At 71.4% G+C, this 1,371-nt stretch carries 1 protein-coding gene and 1 pseudogene; both read left to right on the top strand.

Going from position 1 to position 1,371, the window contains the following annotated elements; all coding sequences use genetic code 11:
* Positions 1-409, top strand: a pseudogene (locus tag Q0L15_RS05085) (amidophosphoribosyltransferase); the annotation flags it as partial.
* A gap of 25 nt (positions 410-434) precedes the next feature.
* On the top strand, positions 435-1,371 hold a 937-nt coding region (gene purM, locus Q0L15_RS05090; protein WP_296602704.1), incomplete at its 3' end, for a phosphoribosylformylglycinamidine cyclo-ligase.

A 1,371-nucleotide genomic window follows, 5' to 3' on the forward strand; every position in this document is an offset into this window, starting at 1 on the left:
GATCGTCGTGGTCGACGACTCGATCGTGCGCGGCAACACCCAGCGCGCCCAGGTGCGGATGCTGCGCGAGGCCGGCGCCCGCGAGGTGCACGTGCGCATCTCGAGCCCGCCGGTGAAGTGGCCGTGCTTCTACGGCATCGACTTCGCCACCCGGGCCGAGCTGATCGCCAACGGGCTGACGCCCGAGGAGATCGCCGCCAGCATCGGGGCCGACAGTCTCGGCTACATCTCCCTCGACGGGATGATCGACTCGACCGGGCAGCAGCCCGAGCGGCTCTGCCAGGCCTGCTTCACCGGCGAGTACCCGATCGCGCTGCCCGACGAGAGCCTGCTGGGCAAGCACCTGCTGGAGTCCTCGATCCAGGCGCCGACGTACGGCAAGGCGCTGCCCGTCCTCAACAACCCGTGACCGATCGAGCCGAGCAGGAGCCGTGGTGACCGAGTCGAACGCGTACGCCGAGGCGGGCGTGAACATCCAGGCCGCCGACACGGCCATCGAGCTGATGAAGGGCTGGATCGACAAGGCCCGCCGGCCCGAGATGATCGGGGGGCTCGGTGGCTTCGCGGGGCTCTTCGACGCCTCCGCCCTGACCCGCTTCACCCGGCCGTTGCTCGCGACCTCGACCGACGGGGTCGGCACCAAGGTCGCGATCGCCCAGGCGATGGACGTCCACGACACGATCGGGTTCGACCTGGTCGGCATGGTCGTCGACGACCTCGTGGTGTGCGGGGCCGAGCCGCTGTTCATGACCGACTACATCGCCACCGGCCGGGTCGACCCCGAGAAGATCGCCTCGATCGTCAAGGGCATCGCCGAGGGCTGTGTCCTGGCCGGTTGCGCGCTCGTCGGCGGCGAGACCGCCGAGCACCCCGGGCTGCTGGGCCCCGACGACTACGACATCGCCGGTGCGACGACCGGCGTCGTCGAGGCCGACAAGCTGCTCGGCCCCGGCCGGGTGCGTCCCGGTGACGTGGTGGTCGCGATGGAGGCCTCCGGTCTGCACTCCAACGGCTACTCCCTCGTGCGCCACGTGCTGCTGGAGAAGGGCGGGCTCTCGCTCGAGGCCCACCACGACGAGCTCGGTCGCACGCTGGGCGAGGAGCTCCTCGAGCCCACCCGCATCTACGCCAAGGCCTGCCTCGACCTGGCCGAGCGCACCCGCACCCACGCGATGTCGCACATCACCGGCGGCGGCCTCGCGGCCAACCTCGAGCGCGTGCTCCCGGTCGAGCTGACCGTGACCATCGACCGCCGCACCTGGACGCCCGCGCCGGTCTTCGACCTGGTCCGCCGCGTCGGCGAGGTCCCCCAGCCCGACCTCGAGGCCACCCTCAACTGCGGCGTCGGCATGGTCGCGCTGACCGACCCCG

The organism is Nocardioides sp. (assembly GCF_024509035.1).
Lineage (GTDB): Bacteria > Actinomycetota > Actinomycetes > Propionibacteriales > Nocardioidaceae > Nocardioides.